The organism is Geodermatophilus sp. SYSU D00710 (genome assembly GCF_054050195.1).
Genome location: NZ_JBJGYX010000006.1, coordinates 1 through 17,940, shown reverse-complemented (window position 1 = coordinate 17,940; position 17,940 = coordinate 1). Strand labels below are relative to the sequence as shown.

Below are 17,940 nucleotides of genomic sequence, written 5' to 3'. Positions count from 1 at the left end.
TCACGGCAGGCCCCGCCGGCCGTCCCCGGCGCGGGGCACCGGGATGCCGGCCGTGCCGCCCCGGGTGGCCGGCCGGGCGGGCGGGACGACGCCGACCTCGCGGCGCGGACCGGGGACCGCCCAGTGCTGGCGGCGGGTGCGCACGACGGCCGTCCAGCACAGCAGGGCCGGCGTGGCGGTGACGGCGGCGACCGCCGTCGTCGTCAGCGCGGTGCCCGCCGTCGCGCCGGCGTCCCCGTACAGCACCGCCGACCAGGTCGTCGCCGCCTCCGCCGCGCCGACCAGCGCCAGGCAGCCGGAGACGGCGAACGCGGCCGGGCCCGCCCACCGCGCCCCGCGCAGCAGGCCCGCTCCGGTCGCCGCCGCGGCGGGCAGCAGCAGGACGAGGTCCGCGAGGGCCACCGCCCACCGGAGCGCGGGCCCGTCGAGGTGGTCCGCGGTCGGGGCGCCCGGGACGGCCGCCGGCCAGGCCGGCAGGTACGGGCCGGCGACGGCCGGGACGACGGCGGCCAGCAGCAGGACGCCGATGAGCCGGCGGCTGCGCCGGTCGAAGGCCGCGGTCGCCGGCGGCACCGCCCACCAGGAGAGGAGGGCCACGGTGGCGCAGAGCGCCAGCACGGCTCCCGACAGCGGCACGGGCGCCGCGTCGTGGCCGGGGGTGCCACCGCCGTCGGGGCCCCGGACGAGCCCGGCGACCAGGTACCCGGCGGTCAGGTACCCGGCCGCGAGCGAGGTGCCGAGGGCCAACAGCGGCCCGGCGGGGGAGCGCCGGCGGACCAGCACCGCGGCCAGCAGGGTCAGCGGCGCGACGGCGACCAGGCAGACCAGCTCGGTGCCACCGGCCGGCAGCGGCCCGAGGACGGCGAGGCCCGCGACCGCGACCGCGAGGACCGCCGTCGCCGGGGCCAGCCGGCGGGCGACGGCGGCGCCGACCAGCCCGGAGGCGGCGGCCGCACTCAGGGGAGCCCGGGTCACCTCGGGTCGCGCCACAGGCCGGCGTCGCCGGTCGCCGGCAGGCCCCCGCCGACGGCGGTGAGCTCGGTGGCCACCTCCCGTGCCCACCGGTCGATCGCCGCCCAGTCGCGGTGGTCGCCGGGGTGCTGCCCGACGGCGCGGTAGAACAGCCGGCCCCAGAGCGGCACGCCCTCGACGTACACGACCCCGGCGAAGAGCCGGTGGGACCGGGCCCGGAGGCCGCGGGGCAGGCCCTGCCCGATGCGGGCGAGCTCCTGCCGGGCGAGCCACCGGGTGACCGCGCCGCGCGGGACGATGCCCGCGACGCTGAAGCACCAGACCGGCGGGGGAGCGCTCGCCGCGACCAGGCGCGCCAGCAGGTCCCGGGCGTCGGGCAGCCACGCCATGTCGTGGACGGCGCTGCCCACCACGACGGCGTCGTACCCGGTGGGGTCGACGTCCGGGCCGGCGGGTCGCAGGTCCACGGTGTGTCCCGCCTCGGTGAGTCGTGCGGCCACCCGCTCGGCCACGCCGCGGGTGGACCCGCCGGCGGTCGCGTAGGCGAGCAGGACCCGGAGGGAGGTGTCGTCCATGGGGAGACCGTGCCGCCGTGCCCGGGGAGCGGGCAGGGCCGGAGGGCCCGTCCGCGGCGGGCCTGAGGGCGCGCGGGTCACTCCGGCCCGGGACCTTCGACCCCGCGCGCCCGGGCCGGGTGGCCACCTAGCCTCTGGGCAGGCCCGCCGGACGGCGGCGGCCGGGTGCCGGGAACGGCGGACGGGGAGGTGGCGGGTGGCCGACGACGGGCAGCAGGCCCCCATCCGGGTGTTCCTGCTCGACGACCACGAGCTGGTGCGCCGCGGGGTGGCCGACGTGCTCGGGAGCGACCCGGGCATCAGCATCGTCGGGGAGGCGAAGAACGCCGCGGAGGCGATGGCCCGGGTGCCGGCGCTCAAGCCCGACGTCGCCGTCCTCGACGTCCGGCTGCCCGACGGCGACGGCGTGGCCGTCTGCCGCGAGCTCCGCAGCCGGATGCCCGACCTGCGCGTGATCATGCTGACCAGCTACAGCGACGACGAGGCGCTGTTCGAGGCGATCATGGCCGGCGCCTCGGGCTACCTGCTCAAGCAGATCCTGGGCGCCGACCTGGTGGGCGCGGTCCGCACCGTGGCCGCGGGTGGCTCGCTGCTCGACCCCGCGGCCACCACCGCGGTGCTCGAGCGGATGCGCCGGGCGGCGGAGCCCGCGGGGCCGCTGGCCAGGCTCAGCGAGCAGGAGCGCACGGTGCTGCAGCTGATCGGCGAGGGGCTGACCAACCGGCAGATCGGTGAGCGCATGTTCCTGGCCGAGAAGACGGTGAAGAACTACGTGTCCCACCTGCTGGCCAAGCTGGGGCTCGAGCGGCGCACCCAGGCCGCGGTGCTGGCCACCGAGCTGCGGTCGGCCGCGCCCCGCCGCGACTGACCGGGCCCGGTCGGCCCGCTCAGGTCAGCGGGGCCCACCACCGCAGCCGGGTACCGCCGTCGGTGAGCGCCTCGACGGCGAGGCCGCCACCCCGGCGGGTGGCCCGCTCCTCCAGGTTGCGCAGCCCGCTGCGGGCGGCGCGGGCGTCGATGCCCCGGCCGTCGTCGACCACCTCGAGCACCACCTCGTCGCCGACGTCGACGGTGACGGTCACGTGCCGGGCGCCGGAGTGGCGGGCGGCGTTGCTCACCGCCTCCCGGGCCACGGCCACGACGTCGGTGGCCAGGTCCCCGGTGACGAGGGAGTCGACCGCGCCCGAGGTGCGGACCGTGGACTCCAGCTCGCCGGCGGTGCCCGCCACCGTGTCCAGGACGCGCCGGCGCAGGCCCGCCTCCTCGGAGGGGTCGGTGGTGTGCAGGTCGAAGATGCTCGTGCGGATGTCGCGGACGGTCTCGTCGAGCTGGGCGACCACCTCGCGGATCCGGCGCTGCGCCTGCGGGTCGCCCACCCGCGGCAGCACCGACTGCAGGCCGAGGCCCGCGGCGAACACCCGCTGGATGACGTGGTCGTGCAGGTCGCGGGCGATGCGGTCGCGGTCCTCGTAGACGTCGAGCTGCCGCGCCAGCCGCTGCTGGGCGGCGAGGTCGAGGGCGATCGCCGTCTGGTCGGCGAACGCCCCGACCAGGGCCGCCACCGACGGGTCGAACGCCGGCGAGCCGGCCCGCCGGGCCGCGATCACCACCGCCGGCTCGGCGTGGGTCGACCGCAGGGGGACGGCGAGGCACGGTCCCCAGTCGACGTGCGCGTTGGGCCCGTCATAGGCCACACCGGCCATGTCGAGCGTCACGATCCCCTCGGACCGGGACACGGCGTCCAGGACGGGACTGGTGGCCGTGTCCAGCCGGCGGCCGGTGAGGTCCTCCAGCCCGTCGCCGACCTGCACGTCCACCTGGTAGCAGGAACCGGCGTCCGGGCCGACCACGATCCACGCGGCCTCGGCGCCGGTCAGGGCGGCCACCCGCTCGGCGATCAGCCGCGGCGCCTGCCCGGCGGCGTCGGGGTCGAGCAGGGCGGCCCGCACGTCGGAGAGGGCCGTGGCCCACCGGCGCCGCTGCTCGGCCTCCTCGTACAGCCGGGCGTTGTCGACGGCGACCCCCGCGGCGCCCGCCAGCGCGGTGAGCACGGCCTCGTCCTCGGCGGTGAACTCCCCGTGCCGCTTCTCGGTCATGTAGAGGTTGCCGAACACCGTCCCCCGGACGAGGACCGGGACGCCCAGGAAGCTGCGCATCTGCGGGTGCCCGGGTGGGAAGCCGACCGACGCCGGGTGCGCGCCCAGGTCGCTGATCCGCAGGGGGTAGGGCTCGGTGATCAGCTGGCCGAGCACGCCCTTGCCCTCGGGCAGCGAGCCCATGGCGGCCGCCTGCTCGGGGTCGATGCCCACGTGGATGAACGCGGCGAGACCGCCGTGCGGGGACAGCACCCCGAGCGCGCCGTAGCGGGCGTCGACCAGGTCGCAGGCGGTCTCGACGATCCGCCGCAGCGTCGTCTCCAGGTCCAGCCCGGTGGACACGGAGAGGAAGGCGTCCAGCAGCTGCTGGACCCGGGCCTGGTTGCGCGCCACGGCGGCCAGCCGGTCCTGCACCTCGCCGATGAGCTCGGTCAGGCGCATGCCCGCGAGGGAGGACTCGGCGGCCGGATCGGAGCCGCGCGCGGTACCGGTGGAGCTCATCGTGGTCCCTGCTGGCCGGCGGTGAGGCGTCCACCCAGCCTGGCACGTCGGCGTCCGCGGGTGTAGGCCCTCCGGTGTGCCGGAACAGGCAGGTCCGGATCGGTCACGCGGGACGGCGCGTGGCGGGCGCGGCGACCGGCAGGGTCCGCCAGCCGCGCACCACCGTCGCCTGCAGCACCACGTAGCCGCGGCCGTCCCCCGGCACCGGGTCGCCGGGCCACCCCACGGCGTCCCACGCGCCGACGGCGGCCGGGTCGGTGACGGTGCGGGCGGGACCGACGACGGAGACCGCCCACCCGTGCTCGCCGTCGAACTGGTCCACGCACAGCACCACCACGCCACCGCGGTGGGGGAGCAGGTGGTCGTCCCCGGGGCGCGCCGGGACGGCGAGCCGGTCCCCGTCGACGACGTACCGGACCGGCACCACGGCCGGGAGGGCGTCCTTCGTGAAGGCCAGGTGCCCGACGCGGGCTCCGGCGACCAGCCGCCGGCACTCGTCGTCGCTCAGGTGCTGCCGGTGGCTGGTCACGCTCGTTCCTCCCCGCGCCGCTCGGCCGGACGCCTGCGCGCTCACGGTCCCAGCGGTGCGCCCGGCGCCGTCAGGGACCTCGGTCCCGGATCGGTGGGCCGGGCGGCCCGTCGCGGCCCTGGTTCTGGGGACCTCGGACCCTGCCCCTGAGACCCGCCCGACGTGGGAGGGTCGGGCGGACGGGATCGGTCGTGAGGAGGGCATGGCGTGGAGACGACGGCGCAGCAGAGCGGCATCGTGGTCGGGGTCGACGGCTCGGCCTGCGCCCGGGAGGCGCTGGCGTGGGCCGGGCGGCTGGCCGCGCGGGCCGGCCTGCCGCTCACGGTGGTGCGGGCGTGGAGCATCCCGACCGCGCCCCGGCCGGCCACCTGGGAGCCCGGCTACGTGCCGCCGATGTCCGACTACGAGAAGGCCGTGGAGCAGGCGCTGGCCCACGACGTCGCCGCGGCCCGCGTGCCCGAGGGCACCACTGTCACCTGCCGCGCGGTGCACGCGGCGCCGGCGGAGGCGGTGGTGGCCGCTTCCCGCGGCGCGGAGATGCTGGTGGTCGGGGTCCGCGGCTGGGGCGGCGCGCTCGGCCGGCTCGGGTCGCTCGCGCAGGCCGTGCTGCGCGAGGCCGCCTGCCCGGTCACCGTGGTGCGGTCGGGCACCACCCCGCGCATGGAGGGCGCCGGACAGCCGCTGGTCTGACCCGCCCTAGGCGAGGTTCAGCTGCCAGGACACCCCGAAGCGGTCGTTCACCCAGCCGAAGCGGCGGCTGAAGCCGTACCCGTCCACCGGCATCAGGACCGTGCCGCCGTCGGAGAGGCCGGCGAACAGCCGGTCGAGCTCGTCGGCCGACGCGACGTCGACGAAGATCGAGAAGGACGGCGTGAAGCCGAAGTCGTGCACCGGGGGGCTGTCGAAGCAGCGGAACACCTGACCGGCGATGGAGAAGGTGGCCTGCTCCACCGTCCCCTCCGCGCCCTGGCCGCCCGGCCCCCACCGCGTGAGGCTCAGGACGCGCGCGTCGTCGAACAGCGACGTGTAGAGCTCGATGGCGCGCTCGGCGTCGCCGGTGAACATCAGGAAGGGCGTGACCTGCTCGGGCATGGCCGGAGGCTAGCCACGACCACCGACCGTCCCGGCCCCGTCAGCTCCGGGGGCCCGCGGGTTCCCGCCGCGGGGGCCGCGGAGCCGGTTCCTCGACAGCCAGGGCGCCGGCGATCTCGCGGGCCCACCCGCGGACGGCCTCCCAGTCCCGGAAGTCGCCGACCGGCGCCCGCATCGCGGTCGCCATCGCCCGCTCGCCGAAGCTCAGTCGGCCCGGGTCCAGCCGGCCCGGGAAGACGCGGCTCCCGCGCAGCGGGAGGAGATCGGTCAGCGTGGCGACGTCGTGGGGCTCGTCCGGCGGGAACGGCGGCGCGCCGATCGGCCCGCTGGAGAACAGCCACACCGGCCGTCGGCGCAGCTCCGCCACGGAGTGGACGGCCAGGTCGTGGGCCGGTCCGAGCCAGCGGCCCGCGTACACGGCGCTGCCCAGCACCACTGCGTCCCAGAGCGCCGGGTCGGGGCGGGACTCGACCGGCACGGCGGCCGCGCTCAGCCCGGCCCCGCGCCCGGCCGGGCAGCCCGCGATCTCCTCGGCGAGCACCCCGGCGATCTCGGCCGTCGAGCCGTGGCGGCTGGCGACGGCCACCAGGACGCGGCGGCCGGTCACCGCCGGCCGCCCGGGGTGTCGGTCGTCGGCACCACCGCGACCGGGCAGGGCGGCCGGTGCACCACCGCGTGGGTGGTCGACCGCAGCCGGGCCGGGAGCCGGTGCGGCCGGGCGCCGACGACGAGCAGTTCCGCCGTCAGCGCCGCCGCGAGCAGGGCGCGGGCCGGGCGGTCGCGGACCACGGCCTCGCGGACGGGGACGTCGGGCTCCTTGTCCCGCCAGCCGGCGAGCGCCTCGGCCAGCACGCGCTGCTCGTCGGCGAGGACGCCGGCCCAGTCGGCGTGCGGGCGGGTCGACAGCAGCGCGGTCTCCAGCGCGACGTCCTGCCAGGCGTGCACGGCGAGCAGGTCCGTCGCCCGCATCGCGGCCTCGGCGAACGCGAAGGCGAGCACGGCGTCGTCGGCGGGCCCGCCGGCCACCGCCGCGACGACCGTGGTCCGCGGCCGGACCGCCACGGCCGTCGGCTCCGGGAGCAGCAGCACCGGGCACGGCGGTGCCGCGAGGACCGCCGCGGCGGTCGACCCGAGCAGCAGGCCCGAGACACCGCCCACCCCCCGGCTGCCCAGGACGAGCAGCTCGGCGCCGCCGGCCGCGCGGGCCAGGACGTCGGCCGCGTCCCCGGGCACCACCGCCCAGCTGACGCGGTCGGCTCCGAGCACCTCCGCGGCGTCCCCGGCCGCCGTGCGCAGCGCCGACTCGGCGGCCGCGCGCAGCAGGCCGCCGGTGTCCGGGAACCCGGGGTCGTCCGTGCCCGGCGACGGGGGCGCGGCCGCCGACCAGAGCAGCGCGTGGACCAGGCGCAGCGCGCAGCCGCGACGGGCGGCCTCCTCGACGGCGACCGCGACCGCCTCCCGCGCGGCGTCGGACCCGTCGATCCCGACGACGACGGCCCGCTCGGCCCGGGGCCGGGTCACGGCCGGCTCCCCGGGGACGTCGCCGCCCTCGTGCGGGCCGGGTCGGTGCCGGTCGGGTCGGCGCCGGCCGGCAGCACGCGGACGGCCACGACGCCGCCGACGGTCCGGGCCAGCTCGGTCAGCGCCCGCTCCTCGGTGCCCTCCGGTCCCTCCGGCTCGCCGCGCAGCCGCTGGACGGTCGCCACCCCGTCGGTGACGGCGACCTGCCAGGCGTCGAGCTCCCCGGTGTAGCCCTCCACCAGCTGCAGCAGCTCGTCCCGGACGTCGTCGTCCGGGCGCACCAGCGTCCGCAGCAGGTCGCGGCGGCTGACGATGCCGGCCAGCCGGCCGCCGTCGGTCACCGGGACGCTGCGCAGCCCCTGGTCGACGAAGAGCCGCGCGACGTCGGCGACGTCGGCGGTGACGTCGACCGACCGCACCCGTCGGGTCATCACGTCCCGCACCAGGCCGGGCGGCGGCTCTCCGCCACCGCCGCCGTCCCGGCGCAGGTGCAGGCGCGGGTCGGCGGGCAGCCGGTCCCGCAGCACGTCGGCCTCCGCGACGACGCCGACGAGCCGGTCGTCGTCCTCGACCACCGGCAGGGCGGCGAAGCCCCGCCCGGCCATCACCTCCGCGGCGTACCGCACCGCGGTGTGCGGGCCCACCGTCACCACGTCGCGGGTCATGACGTCTCGCACCTGCACGGCTCCTCCTCCGGTCGGTGTCCCGGACGCTAGGTCGGCCGGACGGGCCCGCCCAGGGTCGGCCGACGTCGTCGCGGGGGACGGAGGTCCCGGGACGGGAGGCCCCTCGCCTCCGGTCCGCGGGGCGCGGTCCGGCGGACGGTGGGGGGTGCCGCCCGGCACCGGTCCGGGCCCGACGTGAGGACCGCCGATGGACACGGCCCGGCAGCAGCACCGCGGCGACCCTCCGCCCGCGCCGGCCTGAGCCGGACCGTGCGCGCCTGGGTGGTCGGCACGCCGGCGCCGGCCGACGACGGCCCGCTCGACCGGGTCGATCGGGAGCTCCCCGACCCCGGCCCGGGGCAGGTGCGGGTCGCGGTCACCTGCTGCGGGGTGTGCCGCACCGACCTGCACCTGGCCGAGGGCGACCTCCCGCCGCGGCGGCCCGGTGTCGTCCCCGGGCACGAGGTGGTCGGGCGGGTCGACGCGCTCGGTCCCGGGGCGACCCGCTTCGCCGTCGACGACCGGGTCGGCGTCCCGTGGCTGGGCCGCACCGACGGCTCCTGCCGGTTCTGCCGCCGCGGGGACGAGAACCTGTGCACCGACCCCCGGTTCACCGGCTGGGACCTCGACGGCGGCTACGCCGACGCCTGCCTGGTCGACGAGCGCTTCGCCCACCGGCTGCCCGAGGGACTCGACGACGAGCAGGCCGCGCCCCTGCTGTGCGCCGGGATCATCGGCTACCGCGCGCTGCGCTGCGCCGAGGTGCCGCCGGGCGGCCGGCTCGGGATCTACGGCTTCGGCGGCAGCGCGCACCTCACCGCGCAGGTCGCGCTCGCCCAGGGGCTGCGGGTGCACGTGCTCACCCGCGGGGCGGCCAACCGCCGGCTGGCGCGGGAGCTGGGGGTGGACTCGGTCGGCGACGCCATCGACGCCCCGCCCGAGCCCCTCGACGGCGCGGTCCTGTTCGCACCCGCGGGCGAGCTGGTGCCCGGGGCGCTGCGGGCCCTCGACCGGGGCGGGACCCTCGCCGTCGCCGGGATCTGGCTGTCCGACGTGCCGGCCCTGTCCTACGCCGAGGCGCTGTTCCAGGAGCGACGGCTGCGCAGCGTCACCGCGAACACCCGGCGCGACGCCGAGGAGTTCCTCACCCTCGCCGGCCGGCTGGGCGTGCGGGCGACGACCACCGCCTACGACCTCGAGGACGCGCCGCGGGCCCTCGCCGACCTCGCGCACGGCCGCTTCGCCGGCGCCGCCGTCCTGCACGCGTGAGGGCCGTAGGTCCCGGTCCGCGGGACCCTCGCCCCCTGCGGTGGCGGCCCCGGCCGGGAGAGCGTAGGACCGGAACGACCGCACCCCTCCAGGAGGACCCCGACATGACCGCGCCCGACGCCGCCGGCGAGCACCCGCGCCGCGAGATGTCCGAGGACGAGAAGCTGATCGCGCAGTGGGAGGCCCGGCACGACGTCGCCGCCCGCGGTCACCGCCCCGACCCGCAGGCCGTCCAGGACTACCTGAGCCACGCCCGCGCCTCCGAGCGCGGGCGTCCCGCGGGGTCCGGCAAGGGAGCGTCACGGGCGCAGCGGGAGCCGGCCGGACCGGTCCCGCCGACGGGGTCCGCGCCGCCCCGGCGGTCCTGGTGGCGCCGGCTGCTCGGCCGGTCCTGACCGACGGCGGAGGGGCCGGGACGCGGCGCGTCCCGGCCCCTCCGCCGTACCGGCCCGGGGTCGGCGCGGCCGGGGTCAGCGGAGCCGGAACCGGCTCGCCCAGACCGGCTCGACCTCGGTCCACTCGCGCGCCCAGCGGCGCAGCCGGAAGCGGTCGAGGAGGGCGCGGACGGCGACGTGCAGCGTGACGGCGGCCGCGGCGACGAGCACGGCGGTGACGGTGCCGGCCACCGCCGTCGTCACCCGTGCGCCGGCCGGGGACAGCGGCGGGCGGGTGCGGCGCCCGTCGGGCTCGACCCAGATGGACACCGTCTCCCCGGCACGGGTCCCCGCCGGGACGGGCACCTCGCCCTCGCGATCGCTGCCGTCCGGCCCGGTCCAGGCCGCCGGGGCGCCCGCGCCCACGCCGGGCACCGGCTGCGCGTCGGCCAGCAGCACGGCCGGCACGCGGTGGCGCTCCTCCTGCTGCTGCCGGACCTCGGCGGCGACGTCGGTGCCGACCGTGGTGGCCACGGTGAGCCCCACCGGCACGGCGAGCACGGCGAGCAGCGCGCACAGCAGCAGGGAGACCAGTTCGAGCCGGTCGTCCGGGCGGGCGGCGCGTCCCGTGCCACGCCGCAGCCGGGCCACGACCGGACCCGGGGTCGCGCTCACCGGGGCAGGGCGATGCCGGCCGGCCGCCGGGCGGCGCGGTGGCGGTCGGGTGGGGCCGGCGGGACGACCAGCACGGGGCACCGGGCCCGGGTGGTGACGGCCTCGACGAGCGCGGTCCCGGCCGCGGAGCGCGGGCGGCCGACCACCAGCAGCCCCGCATCCAGGCAGCGGTCCACCAGCACCCTGGCCGGGTCTCCGGCCCGGACGTCGACCGACACCGGGATCCCCGGCCACCCGTCGCGGGCGCGGGCCACGTGCGCCTCGACGAGCCGCCGCCCGGCCGCGGTGACGGCCGCGGTGACCGGCGCCCACGGCTCGGCGAGGACACCGTCCACGTCCCGTCGCAGACCGTCCGCGCGACAGGCGTGGACGACGTGCAGCGAGGCGCCGCGCGTGCCCGCCTGGAGGGCCGCCGCGGCGAGCACGGCGGTGGTGCCGGCGGTCCCGTCCACCCCGGCCACCACGACCGGACCTCCGGGGACGCCCGGGGGCACGACCACGGACACCGGGCAGTCCGACGTCGTCACCAGTGCCCGGGTGACCGGACCCAGGCCGTCGGGACCGACCCCCGTGCCGACGACGATCGTGGCCGTGGCCGCGGCCTCGTCCCGCAGCACCCGGGCCGGAGGGCCGTCGCGCACGACCGTCCGCACGGGGAGCGCCGGGACCCGGGTCGCGAGGTCACGGCGGAGCGCGTCGAGGTGGGCGAGCGCCCGGGACCAGGGGCCGTGGTGGGCGCGTCCCGCGTCGGGGGCCTGCTCGACCGCCGTGACGAGGACCAGGGGGCGCAGTTCGCGGTGTGCGTCGTCCGCCGCGGCGAGCGCCACGTGCCGATCGCCGCGGGTGCCGTCGACCCCGGCCACGACCGCCGGCAGGCGGGCGGTCACACCCACGTCGTCCCCCCGCGGCCGTCGGGGACCGGGCGGGTCGGCGGACCGGGCCGGCCGCGGGCCGGGCGCTCGACGGGGGAGGCGCTGTTCGCGACCACCGTGCCGCGGGGACGGCGGGGGGTCGGTGAGGTGGCCGGTGCCCGGCCGATGCGCAGCACCGACTGCGGGTGGGCGTCCCAGGTGAGCGCCGAGCGCAGCTGGGTGCGGGAGACGGGGACCTCGACGGCCTGGGTGAGCGGGCCGGCGACCCAGCCGCGGGCGGTGAGCTCCAGCAGCACCCGCTCGAGGGCCTCTCCGCAGCGCAGCCAGGCCAATGGGTCGTCGCGGTGGGTGGCGAGCACGACCAGTGTCTGCTCGGTGCCGGAGCCGGTGTCCGGCGGGAGCAGGCCGGCGCCGGTGGTGTCGAAGTCGCGGACGGGCAGCTGGTCGTGCTGGCGTCCGTCGACGTGCGGGACGGCGCTGGTGGGCACGCCGTCGCCGGTGCCCGGCTCGCGGTTGGTCCACCGGCGCAGCTCGGCGCGGTAGGCGGGGTCGGCGTTCTGGATGCGGTCGGCCTGCTGGACCAGGCGGGCGAGCAGGTGCACGTGGTCCTCGTGGCTGACCGGGACCAGGACGGTCTCCTCGGCGGCGGCCGCGGCGACCAGCACCCGGAGCAGGTCCTCGGGGAGCCGCTCGGGGGCGTAGCGGCGGCGGTTGGTGCGGCGCCGGCGCACGGCCGGGGCGAGCGCGGCGAGGGCGGCGTCGGGCGGGCCGGCGACCGGGCGCAGCACCGCCATCAACTCGGGATCGGCGGGGTCGGGCAGCCGGTCGACCCGGACGGCGGTGCCGGCGGCGGCCAGCGCCACCCGGGCGTTGAGCAGCGCGGCGCCGACGCTCTGGGCCAGGGCGCGGCCGGCGGGGTCGAGGGTCGTCAGCTGCCGGGAGCGGTCGGCGAAGAGCTCGAGCCGGTCGGGGTGCAGCCGGATCCGCCAGGGCTGGGTGTTGTGCACCGAGGGCGCCAGGACGGCGGCGTCGGCGGCCGCCTCGAGCAGCGGCAGCGACCTGGGGGCGGCGGTGCGGCGGGTCATGGTGCGACTCCTCCGGGCGGTGGTGCCCCGAGCGTCGTCCGTCCGAGGAACCGCGTCCCGGGGCCTGCGGTCACCCGTGGCAGCGACCAACGTCCCCGGTGTCCGCCGCTTTCGGCCGTGTCCGGAGGCGGCCCGGGAGGCGACGCTCGGGTCGGCCGCTCGCGCCGGGAAGACGCCCCGGGACGCCGCGGCGGCAGGAGGAGGTGTGCCGTGAGCGAGCACGTGTCGCCGACGGCCCCGGCGGGGAGCCGGCCGCCCTACCCGGTGCGCGTCGACGGGCTGCTGGACGCGCGGCTGTCGCGCTGGCTGTGGCTGGTCAAGTGGCTGCTGCTGGTGCCGCACTACGTGGTGCTGGCGTTCCTGTGGGTGGCGGTCGTCGTCGTCACCGTCGTGGCGTTCTTCGCCGTCCTGGTCACCGGGCGGTATCCGCGGCCGCTGTTCGACTTCACCGTCGGCGTGCTGCGCTGGACCTGGCGGGTGCAGCACTACGGCTACATGGCGCTGGGCACCGACCGCTACCCGCCGTTCACCCTCGCCGACGTCCCCGGCCACCCGGCGCGTCTCGACGTGCCCTACCCCGAGCGGCTCTCCCGTGGGCTGGTGCTGGTGAAGTGGTGGCTGCTGGCGCTGCCGCACTACGTCGTGCTGGCGGTGTTCGTCGGTGGCGGCGTCTGGCTGGGCACGGGGTCCTGGGACGGGGACCGCGTCGGGGACGACGGCTGGGCCTTCGGTGGCCTGGTCGCCCTGCTGGTCTTCGTCGCCGGGGTGGTCCTGCTGTTCCGCGGGCGCTACCCCGTCCCGATCTACGACTTCGTGCTCGGCATGGACCGCTGGGCCTGGCGCGTGACCGCCTACGCGCTGCTGCTGACCGACGCCTACCCGCCGTTCCGGCTGGACCTGGGCGGCACGGACCCCGGGTCGGTGCCCGCCGCGCCGCTGCCCGCCGGTCCGCCTCCGGCCGGCACCCCGCCGACGCCGGTGCCCGCCGCGCCGTCCGCAGAGGGCCGGTGGACCGCGGGGAGGGTCACGGCGGTCGTCCTCGGGTCGGCGCTGGTGCTCACCGCGACCGGTCCGCTGGTCGCCGGCAGCACACTGCTGTGGGCCGACCGGGCCGAGCGCGACGCCGACGGCGTGCTGCTCATGCCCGCCGCGTCGGTGGACACCGGCCGCTACGCGGTGACGACCGAGGGGATGGTGTTCGAGGGCGACGGCCTCGACTGGGTGGTCGACGAGCTGCTCGGGACGGCGCGCCTGACGGTGACCCCCGACGACCCGGACGTCGAGCTGTTCCTCGGCGTGGCCCCGACCGCCGACGTCGACCGGTACCTGCGCGACGTGGGGCACGCGACGGCGGAGGAGCTGGACCCGGGCTGGGGGATCTGGGACGACCGGACGTGGGTGATCGACGACGTGCCGGGCGGGGCGCCCGCCGTCCCGCCGGGTGAGGCCGGCATCTGGACCGCCGAGGCCAGCGGCAGCGGCACCCAGGTGCTCGACTGGCGTCCCGACGAGGGGAACTGGACGGTCGTGCTCATGCGGGCCGACGGCGACGCCGGGGTGGCGGCCGTCGCCCGGGCCGGTGCCACGCTGCCCGGGCTCACCTGGTTCTCCGTCGGGCTGCTCGGGATCGGCGTGGTGCTGCTGGTGGTCGGCGGGCTGCTGATCGGTCTGGCCGTGCACGCGGCGCGGCCGCTGCCGCCGTCCGGGCCGGTCCCGGTGACCGGCCGGCCGCCGGTGCCCAGCCCGCGCGGCACCGAGCCCGACCTGCCGGTGACCGGGCGGTCGGGGACCTGACCGCACGCCACGACGCCCCCGCCGCGACCTCGCAGCGGGGGCGTCGTCGTGAGCGGCTACCGGCCGCGGGTCCCGGCGGCCAGGAGCGCGGCCAGGCTGCGGCCCCACCCGCGGGCGCGCTCCTCCTCGCCCTCGACCAGGGGCCCGGTGGTGCCGGCGACCGAGAAGTGCTCGGCGGGGGCGACCACCTCGGCGCCCAGCCGGCCGAGCAGCTTCTCCTCGGTGCGCGACGCGTGGTCCATGCGCGTGATCACCTTGTGGCCGTCGAGACGGGTGTCGAACGCCGCGGCGCGCACCCCGCCGGCCGGCGCCCGCACCGCCTCGAGCCACTCGCGCAGGCCGGTCGCGGTGTCGGGGACGACGGCACCGTGGTCGGACACCGCGCTGCCGCGGGTCGACGGGCGGGGCATGCCGAAGGCGTGGTTGGGACCGCCGACGACGAGCAGGGCCACGTCGGGCCCGATCTCGGCCGGCGCCTCCGCCGCGGCCACGGCGTCGGCGGGCACCGACTCCGACAGCCCGGCGGCGATCGCCTGCGCGATCGTGCGGGCGTCCCCGAACAGGGACTCGTAGACCACCAGGGCACGGGTCACGTGCGCTTCCTCCCTCTGAGTCGGGTGCTCGACGGCGCCGACGCTAGGGACGGCCGTGGTCCTGCCGGCACGGGCGGAGGGCCCGGGCGGACCGGGACGGAGGTCGCTGTCGGGCGCCGGGGGCGTGGCAGGGTGCCGGTGTGCTGCCGGCGACGATCGCGACCACGGACTACCACACGGGCGGCGAGCCGTTCCGGATCGTGGCCGACCCACCGGTGCCCATCCCGGGGACGGCGGTCGCCGAGCGGCGGGCGCGGGCGATCACCGACCCCGAGGTGCAGCTGCTGCGGGCGGTGCTCTGCTCGGAGCCGCGCGGGCACGCCGACGTGTACGGCGGCTTCCTCGTGCCCCCGGACGACGACGGCGCCCACCTCGGCGTCCCGTTCTGGCACGAGGACAACTTCTCGACCGCCTGCGGCCACGGCACCATCGCGCTCGGCGTGTGGGCCGTCGACACCGGACGGGTCGCCGCCCCGGACACCGGCAGCACCGACGTCGTCGTCGCCGTGCCCTCGGGCCGGGTGACCGCCCGGGTGCACCGGCGGGACGGCCGGGTGACCGCGGTCGACGTCGTCGACGTGCCCAGCTGGGTGGTCGCCACCGACGTGCCGGTGACCACCTCCCGCGGCGAGGTGGCCGTGACCGTCGCCTACGGCGGGGCGATCTCCGCGACGCTGCCGGCCGCCGCGCTGGGCCTGTCGGTCACCGCGGAGCACCTCGGTGCGCTCATCGCCCTGGGACGCGAGGTGGAGCGGGCTCTCAGCGACAGCGAGCACGCCCTGCACCCGGACGACCCCCGGCAGGACGGGGTCTACGGGACCATCTGGTCCGACGAGCTGGGGGACGCCGAGGGGGAGGTCCGCCAGCGCGACGTCACCGTCTTCGCCGACGGCGAGGTCGACCGCTCCCCGTGCGGCTCGGGCACGTGCGCCCGGCTGGCGGTGCTCGACCGGGTCGACGCCGGCGGGCGCCCGCCGTCGCCCCGCGGTCACCGGCACGGCCCACCGGACCGGGGAGCACGTGTTCTGCGTCGACCCGCACGACCCGCTGGTCCCCGGGTTCGTGCCGCGGTGAGGCTCCTCGACGCGGCTGCCCCGTGGGCGCCCGGTTCCGGCGACGCCGGTCACACCAGGAGCACCAGCAGCACCGCGTTGAGGGTGATGACGACCGCGGCGACCAGCGCGGCCCACACCGTGGTCGACGGACGGTTCGCCAGCTCGCCCATCACGTCCCGGCGCCGGGTGAGCAGCACCAGCGGCACCAGGGCGAAGGGGATCCCGAACGACAGGACCACCTGGGAGACCACCAGCGCACTGGTCGGCTCGACGCCCAGGGCCAGGACGGCGAGGGCCGGGGCCATCGTGAGCGCACGCCGGGCGAACAGCGGGATCCGCCGCTGCAGGAACCCCTCCATGATCACCTGCCCGGCGTAGGTACCCACGCTGGCCGACGCGAAGCCGGAGGCGAGCAGCGCCAGGGCGAACAACAGCGCCGCCGACCCGTCGAGCGCCGTCGCGAACCCCGCGTGCGCGCCCTCGAGGGTGTCGGTGCCGGCCAGCGAGGAGCCGGCGAACAGGGCGGCGGCCACGACCAGCATGGCGGCGTTGACCAGGCCGGCGAGGCTCATCGCCGACATGACGTCGATCCGCTGGGCGCGCAGCGCTCGCCGCTTCTGCCGCGCGGTGACCGCCTGCGTCGTCCCGGGGACCAGGGCCGAGTGCAGGTAGATCGCGTGCGGCATGACCGTCGCGCCGAGGATGCCGGTGGCCAGGACGAGGCTGCCGACGCCGTCGAAGCCCGGTACGAGCCCGCCGGCCGCGGCGGCCGGCTCGACGTCCACCTGCAGGAGCAGCAGCAGGAAGGCCACCAGGATCACGCCGAAGAAGGCGGTGATCGCCCCGATGAACCGCCGGTCGCCACGGGTCTGCAGCGCCAGCAGGAGGAAGGCCACCGCGCTGGTGATCACGCCGCCGGTGAACAGGTCCACCCCGAACAGCAGGTGCAGCGCGATCGCCCCGCCGACCACCTCGGCGAGGTCGGTGGCCATGGCCACCAGCTCCGCCTGCACCCACAGCCCGAGCACGACCGGACGGCGGTACTGCCGGCGGCAGTTCTGCGGCAGGCTCGCCCCGGTCGCCAGCCCCAGCTTCGCCGACAGGCTCTGCACGAACATCGCCATGAGGTTGGCCGAGACGATCACCCACAGCAGCAGGTAGCCGTACTGCGCCCCGGCGGAGACGTTGGTGGCGAAGTTGCCGGGGTCGACGTAGGCGATGGCGGCGACGAACGCCGGGCCGAACAGCGCGAGCCGGCGTCGGCGCGTGGCCCGGACCGCGGCCTCCTTCTCCAGCACCGTCGTCTCACCCCGTCCCCGGGACCGGCGTGGCTAGGGTCGGCGGGGTGAGCGGCGCGGGCCCGCGCGGGTGGGGGGCACCCCTGTACACCGCCGTGCTCGACGCGACCGGGGTCGGGCCCGGTACCCGCCTGCTCGACCTCGGGTGCGGCGCGGGACTCTTCGCCCGCGCCGCCGCCGGACGCGGCGCGCGCGTGACCGGGATCGACACCGACCCGGCGGCGGTCGCGCGGGCGGCGGCGGAGGTGCCGGGCGCGGCCTTCGCCGTGGGGGACGCCGAGCAGCCGCCGGCCGGGCCGTTCGACGTGGTGACCGCGGTGCAGGTGCTCGGCCACGTCGCCGACCCGGTCGCGGTGCTCAGCGGGGCGCGGCGGGTGGGCGACGTGGTGGCCGCGACCGTCTGGGGCCGCGAGCACGAGTGCGACGTCCGGGTCCTCGGCGAGGCGCTCCACCCGTGGCTGGGCCCCCACCGGCTCGCTCCCGGTGGCACGCCGGTCACCGACCCTGCCCGGTTGCGGGCGGTGGCGGTGGAGGCGGGCCTGACGGTCGAGCGGGTGCTCGAGGTGGTGTGCCCGTTCGACTACCGGGACGACGGCGAGCTGCTGGGGCCGCTGCTGCACTCGTCCCTGGGGCGTGCGGCGGCACGCCGGGCGGGGCCGGCCGCCGTGCGCGCGGCCGTGCTGCGACGGCTGGAGCCGTACCGGACCCCCGACGGCGGCTACCGGCTGTGCAACCTGTTCCGGGTGCTCGTCGCCCGCACCACCGGGGAACTGCCGGGTGCACCGACTCAGCCCGTGCCGGCGCCCGCGTAGCGGGTCCTGAGGAAGCTCCGGCAGAACTCCCCGTTGGACTCGATGCCCAGCCGGGTCAGCCGGGCCCGGGGGGGGGGGGGGGGGGGGGGGGGGGGGGGGGGGGGGGGGGGGGGGGGGGGGGGGGGGGGGGGGGGGGGGGGGGGGGGGGGGGGGGGGGGGGGG

The 17,940-nt window shown here is 78.2% G+C and carries 19 protein-coding genes and 1 pseudogene; 7 read left to right on the top strand and 13 right to left on the bottom strand.

Features of this window, described 5'->3' with window-relative positions; all coding sequences use genetic code 11:
• Together ACI78U_RS04145 and ACI78U_RS04140 are read right to left on the bottom strand one after the other, a co-directional pair.
• Positions 1-975: a hypothetical protein gene (locus ACI78U_RS04145; RefSeq protein ID WP_456874024.1), complete on the bottom strand. Its 975-nt coding sequence runs from the start codon at positions 973-975 to the stop codon at positions 1-3.
• Entirely contained in the window at positions 972-1,547 is a 576-nt protein-coding gene (locus tag ACI78U_RS04140) for a flavodoxin domain-containing protein (protein WP_456874023.1), read from the bottom strand. The genes ACI78U_RS04145 and ACI78U_RS04140 overlap by 4 nt, the downstream gene beginning before the upstream one ends.
• Before the next feature lie 196 nt (positions 1,548-1,743).
• Between ACI78U_RS04140 and ACI78U_RS04135 the strand changes: the two genes are divergently transcribed.
• Complete coding sequence (locus ACI78U_RS04135; RefSeq protein WP_456874022.1) at positions 1,744-2,415, top strand: response regulator; 672 nt, start codon at positions 1,744-1,746, stop codon at positions 2,413-2,415.
• Between the two features lie 19 nt (positions 2,416-2,434).
• Here ACI78U_RS04135 and ACI78U_RS04130 read toward each other — a convergent pair whose 3' ends face one another.
• Positions 2,435-4,144 (bottom strand): GAF domain-containing protein, encoded by a 1,710-nt coding sequence (locus ACI78U_RS04130; RefSeq protein WP_456874021.1) that lies wholly within the window; start codon positions 4,142-4,144, stop codon positions 2,435-2,437.
• Positions 4,145-4,247: 103 nt separating this feature from the next.
• A complete protein-coding gene (locus tag ACI78U_RS04125) occupies positions 4,248-4,673 on the bottom strand; it encodes a pyridoxamine 5'-phosphate oxidase family protein (RefSeq protein ID WP_456874020.1) in 426 nt (141 codons plus the stop codon).
• Positions 4,674-4,880: 207 nt separating this feature from the next.
• On the opposite strand from ACI78U_RS04125, the gene ACI78U_RS04120 reads away from it, so the two are divergent.
• Positions 4,881-5,363, top strand: coding sequence for a universal stress protein (locus ACI78U_RS04120; protein ID WP_456874019.1), 483 nt, complete (start codon positions 4,881-4,883; stop codon positions 5,361-5,363).
• A 6-nt stretch (positions 5,364-5,369) separates the two neighbouring features.
• Here the strand turns inward: ACI78U_RS04120 and ACI78U_RS04115 are convergent, their stop codons facing one another.
• From ACI78U_RS04115 to ACI78U_RS04100, 4 genes are read right to left on the bottom strand one after another with little or no spacing between them, the layout of a single operon-like run.
• Positions 5,370-5,765, bottom strand: coding sequence for a VOC family protein (locus ACI78U_RS04115; RefSeq protein WP_456874018.1), 396 nt, complete (start codon positions 5,763-5,765; stop codon positions 5,370-5,372).
• A 40-nt stretch (positions 5,766-5,805) separates the two neighbouring features.
• The gene (locus ACI78U_RS04110) at positions 5,806-6,372 is read right to left on the bottom strand and encodes a flavodoxin domain-containing protein (RefSeq protein WP_456874017.1); all 567 of its coding nucleotides are present in this window, start codon (positions 6,370-6,372) and stop codon (positions 5,806-5,808) included.
• The gene (locus tag ACI78U_RS04105; RefSeq protein ID WP_456874016.1) at positions 6,369-7,286 is read right to left on the bottom strand and encodes a universal stress protein; all 918 of its coding nucleotides are present in this window, start codon (positions 7,284-7,286) and stop codon (positions 6,369-6,371) included. Before ACI78U_RS04105 ends, ACI78U_RS04110 begins: the two co-directional genes overlap by 4 nt.
• On the bottom strand, positions 7,283-7,969 hold the full coding sequence (locus ACI78U_RS04100; RefSeq protein WP_456874015.1) for a CBS domain-containing protein: 687 nt from the start codon (positions 7,967-7,969) through the stop codon (positions 7,283-7,285). Before ACI78U_RS04100 ends, ACI78U_RS04105 begins: the two co-directional genes overlap by 4 nt.
• Before the next feature lie 252 nt (positions 7,970-8,221).
• Between ACI78U_RS04100 and ACI78U_RS04095 the strand changes: the two genes are divergently transcribed.
• Entirely contained in the window at positions 8,222-9,220 is a 999-nt protein-coding gene (locus ACI78U_RS04095) for a zinc-dependent alcohol dehydrogenase family protein (protein ID WP_456874014.1), read from the top strand.
• A 104-nt stretch (positions 9,221-9,324) separates the two neighbouring features.
• Positions 9,325-9,615 (top strand): hypothetical protein, encoded by a 291-nt coding sequence (locus tag ACI78U_RS04090; protein WP_456874013.1) that lies wholly within the window; start codon positions 9,325-9,327, stop codon positions 9,613-9,615.
• A gap of 75 nt (positions 9,616-9,690) precedes the next feature.
• Here the strand turns inward: ACI78U_RS04090 and ACI78U_RS04085 are convergent, their stop codons facing one another.
• From ACI78U_RS04085 to ACI78U_RS04075, 3 genes are read right to left on the bottom strand one after another with little or no spacing between them, the layout of a single operon-like run.
• Positions 9,691-10,269: an Rv1733c family protein gene (locus ACI78U_RS04085; RefSeq protein WP_456874012.1), complete on the bottom strand. Its 579-nt coding sequence runs from the start codon at positions 10,267-10,269 to the stop codon at positions 9,691-9,693.
• Entirely contained in the window at positions 10,266-11,156 is an 891-nt protein-coding gene (locus ACI78U_RS04080) for a universal stress protein (RefSeq protein WP_456874011.1), read from the bottom strand. Before ACI78U_RS04080 ends, ACI78U_RS04085 begins: the two co-directional genes overlap by 4 nt.
• A complete protein-coding gene (locus tag ACI78U_RS04075; RefSeq protein ID WP_456874010.1) occupies positions 11,153-12,226 on the bottom strand; it encodes an Acg family FMN-binding oxidoreductase in 1,074 nt (357 codons plus the stop codon). The genes ACI78U_RS04080 and ACI78U_RS04075 overlap by 4 nt, the downstream gene beginning before the upstream one ends.
• Positions 12,227-12,436: 210 nt before the next feature.
• Here ACI78U_RS04075 and ACI78U_RS04070 point away from each other — a divergent pair, with 210 nt between their 5' ends.
• The gene (locus ACI78U_RS04070; protein ID WP_456874009.1) at positions 12,437-14,020 is read left to right on the top strand and encodes a DUF4389 domain-containing protein; all 1,584 of its coding nucleotides are present in this window, start codon (positions 12,437-12,439) and stop codon (positions 14,018-14,020) included.
• 56 nt (positions 14,021-14,076) lie between these two features.
• Here the strand turns inward: ACI78U_RS04070 and ACI78U_RS04065 are convergent, their stop codons facing one another.
• Positions 14,077-14,613 carry a flavodoxin family protein gene (locus ACI78U_RS04065; RefSeq protein ID WP_456874008.1) on the bottom strand — a complete coding sequence of 179 codons (537 nt, stop codon included), beginning with the start codon at positions 14,611-14,613 and terminating at the stop codon, positions 14,077-14,079.
• Between the two features lie 140 nt (positions 14,614-14,753).
• Between ACI78U_RS04065 and ACI78U_RS04060 the strand changes: the two are divergent.
• Positions 14,754-15,503 (top strand): annotated as a pseudogene (locus tag ACI78U_RS04060) (proline racemase family protein); the annotation flags it as partial.
• A 233-nt stretch (positions 15,504-15,736) separates the two neighbouring features.
• Here the strand turns inward: ACI78U_RS04060 and ACI78U_RS04055 are convergent.
• Positions 15,737-16,966, bottom strand: coding sequence for an Nramp family divalent metal transporter (locus tag ACI78U_RS04055; protein WP_456874007.1), 1,230 nt, complete (start codon positions 16,964-16,966; stop codon positions 15,737-15,739).
• Between the two features lie 47 nt (positions 16,967-17,013).
• Here ACI78U_RS04055 and ACI78U_RS04050 point away from each other — a divergent pair, with 47 nt between their 5' ends.
• Positions 17,014-17,778 carry a class I SAM-dependent methyltransferase gene (locus tag ACI78U_RS04050; RefSeq protein ID WP_456874006.1) on the top strand — a complete coding sequence of 255 codons (765 nt, stop codon included), beginning with the start codon at positions 17,014-17,016 and terminating at the stop codon, positions 17,776-17,778.
• The last annotated feature ends 162 nt before the right edge of the window (positions 17,779-17,940 follow it).

What these genes read in the sequence shown, in the direction of transcription:
- ACI78U_RS04115 (WP_456874018.1), bottom strand. Translation starts at nt 5,765, where the DNA reads ATGCCCGAGCAGGTCACGCCCTTCCTGATGTTCACCGGCGACGCCGAG.
- ACI78U_RS04140 (WP_456874023.1), bottom strand. Translation starts at nt 1,547, where the DNA reads ATGGACGACACCTCCCTCCGGGTCCTGCTCGCCTACGCGACCGCCGGC.
- ACI78U_RS04130 (WP_456874021.1), bottom strand. Translation starts at nt 4,144, where the DNA reads ATGAGCTCCACCGGTACCGCGCGCGGCTCCGATCCGGCCGCCGAGTCC.
- ACI78U_RS04090 (WP_456874013.1), top strand. Translation starts at nt 9,325, where the DNA reads ATGACCGCGCCCGACGCCGCCGGCGAGCACCCGCGCCGCGAGATGTCC.
- ACI78U_RS04075 (WP_456874010.1), bottom strand. Translation starts at nt 12,226, where the DNA reads ATGACCCGCCGCACCGCCGCCCCCAGGTCGCTGCCGCTGCTCGAGGCG.